At 39.6% G+C, this 4,231-nt stretch carries 7 protein-coding genes; 2 read left to right on the forward strand and 5 right to left on the reverse strand.

The genetic code is table 11. The features are described 5' to 3' along the window. The first annotated feature begins 142 nt into the window (after positions 1 to 142). On the forward strand, positions 143 to 316 hold the full coding sequence (locus B157_RS38225) for a hypothetical protein (RefSeq protein ID WP_157618387.1): 174 nt from the start codon (positions 143 to 145) through the stop codon (positions 314 to 316). On the opposite strand, the gene B157_RS0110735 is transcribed toward B157_RS38225, so the two are convergent. From B157_RS0110735 to B157_RS38230, 5 genes are read right to left on the reverse strand one after another with little or no spacing between them, the layout of a single operon-like run. Further along, the gene (locus B157_RS0110735) at positions 299 to 2,461 is read right to left on the reverse strand and encodes a cation:proton antiporter (protein WP_020603333.1); all 2,163 of its coding nucleotides are present in this window, start codon (positions 2,459 to 2,461) and stop codon (positions 299 to 301) included. The genes B157_RS38225 and B157_RS0110735 overlap by 18 nt on opposite strands. Positions 2,462 to 2,480: 19 nt before the next feature. Further along, entirely contained in the window at positions 2,481 to 3,056 is a 576-nt protein-coding gene (locus tag B157_RS0110740; RefSeq protein ID WP_020603334.1) for a hypothetical protein, read from the reverse strand. A 55-nt stretch (positions 3,057 to 3,111) separates the two neighbouring features. Continuing rightward, a complete protein-coding gene (locus B157_RS40470; RefSeq protein WP_020603335.1) occupies positions 3,112 to 3,423 on the reverse strand; it encodes an ISAs1 family transposase in 312 nt (103 codons plus the stop codon). A gap of 3 nt (positions 3,424 to 3,426) precedes the next feature. After that, a complete protein-coding gene (locus B157_RS36810; protein ID WP_020603336.1) occupies positions 3,427 to 3,612 on the reverse strand; it encodes a hypothetical protein in 186 nt (61 codons plus the stop codon). Beyond that, positions 3,612 to 3,881: a hypothetical protein gene (locus B157_RS38230; protein ID WP_157618388.1), complete on the reverse strand. Its 270-nt coding sequence runs from the start codon at positions 3,879 to 3,881 to the stop codon at positions 3,612 to 3,614. Before B157_RS38230 ends, B157_RS36810 begins: the two co-directional genes overlap by 1 nt. Positions 3,882 to 4,036: 155 nt before the next feature. Here B157_RS38230 and B157_RS35030 point away from each other — a divergent pair. Further along, the coding region (locus B157_RS35030) for a hypothetical protein (protein ID WP_026308527.1) at positions 4,037 to 4,231 on the forward strand (195 nt) is incomplete at its 3' end.

Raw genomic sequence — 4,231 nt, forward strand, 5'->3', positions numbered from 1 at the left:
GCTGGAAGACGACCTTCGGGGAGCGGTTATCAACCCGTTTGCTGGCCAATCAACAAGCTGAAGCTCACGTGAAGGCAAACTGCCTAAACCGATTCACAAAATTAGGGATGCCCAAAGCTGTAATGCGAGTACCTACGTAGCCATGCAACAAAGCCGTTCTTTGGTTAAAACCCAGGCTGCTGAAAGAAATGCCATTGCTACAAGAAAGCCAAAGGTTTTTATTATTCCCCAAAAACCAGGTACATCAGTGTTGAATAAGCAGTGGAAATCCGGGCAAAAAACTTACTTGATTGTCTGGCTATTTACTTTTGAATAAATTTCTTAAAAGTCCTTTTCCTTTAGCCACCGAGTTTACCTTTTCAGAAATTGTTTCAGCTAAAGTACTGTCTACGTATTGTACATCATTCATTTTAATTCCCTGTTCAATTTGTTGAGGGTATAGCATTATAAAACTACTATCTGTAAAATAATTAGATAAATAATAGGGGAGTTTTCCCAGTGAATACTGGTATGAAACATGACCCTTTCGGGAAGAAACAATTACAAGCAAATCATTTTTCTTTACTTCCCGGCTGAAGATTAAAAAATCATCCCAATTGATAAACTCATGGAAGCTCAATTTGCCTTCTGTTTTTTGAACTCTTTGCTGATCCTGTAGTTCTTTTAACGTTTTGTTGCTGCCGTAAAATTCAACAGGTAAACCTGCTTCTTTAGCAATGGTGCAAAGCTTGGCAAACCAGTGGCTGAAACCAGGCTCTAACTCCGCATTTGCCGTAACCACAACTATCATTCTTTTTAATGTATTGAAAGGTTGAACAGACTTATAAATGAAAACAGTTTCTGCCGTATGTTTTAAAATTCTTTCTGCCGTAGGACCGAGAAAATTTTTTGGGTTAGCCTGGTGATGCAATCCAATTAAAAGGTCAGTAATATTTTGTTCTTTCAGAGTATAAATTATGCCATTGCTAATGTTTATATCAAACCTTGTGATAGGCACTATTATATGCCCTGTTTCGACGGCATGAGATGTCGCCTTATCCATCATTTTTTTAGCGATAGCAGTTGTTTTATTGTCATCGCTTTCATCACTCACAATATTTAAAGCATAAACTGGAATGTTACTTTTCTTAGGCTTCAGCAGTAAGCCAATATCAATCAGTTCGGTTACGGTTTCAGGATATGCTAGGGAGATCAATATTTTTTCATTCGAACTTGTTTTATCCGATGAAACATTCTCTTCTTTCAAAGCGAGCTGGCGTGCTGTCTTTTCAACAATAAAAGAACTGATGGTACAGGTAACCAGGATCATGATGACGGCTCCATTTAAAACATCTTCATTCAATAATCGTATAGGTTCTCCTGTTGGCGTTTCACCAATGATGATGTTGTATCCAACCAATACAACAGCCAGCGTAGCGCCTACTCTTGCCGTGCTTAATCCAAAGATCATTTGACGTTCCTGTCCTGAAAGTTGAAATGTTTTTTGTGTGACCAGGGCAGCAATATATTTAGAAAGAATAGCAATTGCCGTCATTAACCCGGCTACTTTCAAAGCACCAAAGCCTTTAAAAAGGACACTAAAATCAACCAGCATACCCACACTTATCAGAAAGAACGGAATAAAGAAAGCATTGCCGACAAATTCAATCCTGTTCATCAAGGCAGATGAATGCGGAATAAATCTGTTGAGTGCAAGCCCTGCTAAAAACGCTCCTATTATCGGTTCCAATCCGGCAAGTTCGGCAAGAAAAGAACCCATGAAAACCATCGCCAGCACGAAAATATACTGAGAAACCGGGTCATCGAAGTTTTTGAAAAACCAGCGTGCAATTAATGGGAACACAAAGAAAACGACACTTCCAAAAATAATGGTGGCAATCGCCAACTGCACCCAGAAACCTGCGGTAATCTCGCCCTTTGTCATACCGGTTACACCTGCCAGTACCAACAAAGCCAGTATGTCGGCAATGATCGTTCCGCCAATAGTTAAAGTAACTGATCGTATTCTTGAAATACCATACCTGCTTGTAATGGGATAAGCCAGTAAGGTATGGGAAGCAAACATACTACCTAACAGCAGCGAAGAGGAAAAGCTAAAATTCAATACATAGTAAACGGTGATACATCCAAGTACCATTGGAAATAAAAACGTGAACAAACCAAATACAAAACTTTTAAAACGGTTCTTCCTGAATTCTTCCAGATCTATTTCAAGACCGGCGCTAAACATAATATACAATAATCCTACCGTACCAAAAAGTACAATGCTGCTGTCACGTAGCAAAAGGTTCAATCCATAAGGTCCAATTACTATGCCGGCAAGTATCAATCCAATAAGGTGAGGAACTTTTATTTTATTCAATAAGATAGGTGCAAATAAAATAATAAAAAGCACCAGCGAGAATATGATTACCGGGTTGCTTAAAGGTAGCGTAAAGTCTACACTATTTAATACATACATAAAGCTTCCTGTTGCGTGATTAATCTTGTTTCTTCAGTTGCAAAGCATAGAGTACTTTACAATTATTATCCCTTACAATTTCTCTGTGACCATCAAGAGTTTTTTCATTAACTATTTGCAGACGTACCACCATTTTTGGTGCCATTCGTGAGGATATTCTTTCCGAATCTTCCATCAGCTCAACGCTATTGTCTGTGAAAAATCCTGTATAGATTCTAACCAGTTTATCGGCTACTATCACTTTTGCTATGATGGTTTTTCCCTGGTAAGAGATAGCCCATTGCTCGTTTTTTGTATCACCCACAGCGGAACCGGTACAGGTGGTTTCAGTACACGTCATTTTTACCGACCACCTACCAATCAATGCAGGGTTATAAAGGTTTGTCGTATCTACTTTTGGGCTGCTGTCTATTTGTTTTTCTCTCTGCTGCAGTTGCTGTTCTTTTAATTGCAAACTTTTCTCTCTTAAAAGAAGGTCATGCTCTTTTTTATTTAAAGCAATCTCTTTTTTCTGAAGTTCTTCTTTTTTTGTTCGAGACTCGCAACCGGGAGTGAACAAAAGTAAAGCTATCAAGGAGAAAATAGACCATTTCATATTTTAAGACTTTTGATTAAAGTTAATTTAAAACGCAGAAATATAAAAATTGTTCTTACAGAGTAATCATACGAATCGCCGATAAGTTCTGGTCACTATAACCCGTACGAACTCGTGATTTATCTTCGTTGAAACTTACGTCGAGTGACCAATGCAAGCAGATTTCGATGCCCCAATCACCCCGAATAGCCTGAGCAATTATTTTACTATCCTTTTCTTTGACAATAAGTTGAAGACTACTGATGTAATACCGAGTCTCGCAAGTAGCCTTTTGACTTAGTTTGTGAAAGACTTCCGATTTTACCTCAACAATGGTTTGTAACCCAGACCAGGCCGACGCATTCTCTACACATTTGTGCTCAGTCATTACCTAGTAAGCCCGCTTCTCCACCCGTCCGTGGTCGCTAGTTAAATCAGTGTGGATACGAGTAGGTGTTTCCCGCTCAAAGTTATCTTTGACGTGCTGGTGTAGACTACCCTGATTGCCTTTCAGGGCAAATACATAGTCCGCTTCAGTCTCAACAATGAGTTTAGCAATATCGGTTTGACAACTCATTATATCAATCCGGGTACGCCCGTGCGGTAACGATATACACGTTCAATGTCAATACCTTGATTAGCTGAGGGATAACAGTTATTTCGTTCGATTTCTCCTCCACTTTGACCTGTTCTAAAACCAATCGGTTTTGGTTCGCCCAGGCACTCACCATATGAATAGTAACTTTTTATGAGAAATACCACAATAACACCCTGAAAATTATTTAGTTGACTTCGTTTGATGCGTAGATCTGGCAAGTCTTCAAAGTACTTTTGGGGAGATTCCATGAGCGTCAATAGTAACAGACGGAAAATTTATCACATTTACCTCAATTTCACCAGCTATTTTAAAGCGCTTGCCCTAAGTACAGGACAAAAGTAGGGAGTAGCTGATGTTGAGGTAGTTTTGTGTCGCTAAACGTAAACCCCTCCAACTACTCCCTATGCAAAGTAACGAAGATGCTGTCTACGATGCCATCAAAGATCATTTTCAATGTGATAAACGGCGTATCCGCTTTATGGCCCTGCTGATCATTGCCCTCTTGAAACTGGCTGACTCCTCATTGGCTCAATGGAGTCTGGCTATCAACCAAACCACCCTGCGGGCTTCCCGACTCAAGCGACTGCAACGATTGATG

It is taken from the genome of Spirosoma spitsbergense DSM 19989, assembly GCF_000374085.1.
In the GTDB taxonomy this organism is placed as follows: domain Bacteria; phylum Bacteroidota; class Bacteroidia; order Cytophagales; family Spirosomataceae; genus Spirosoma; species Spirosoma spitsbergense.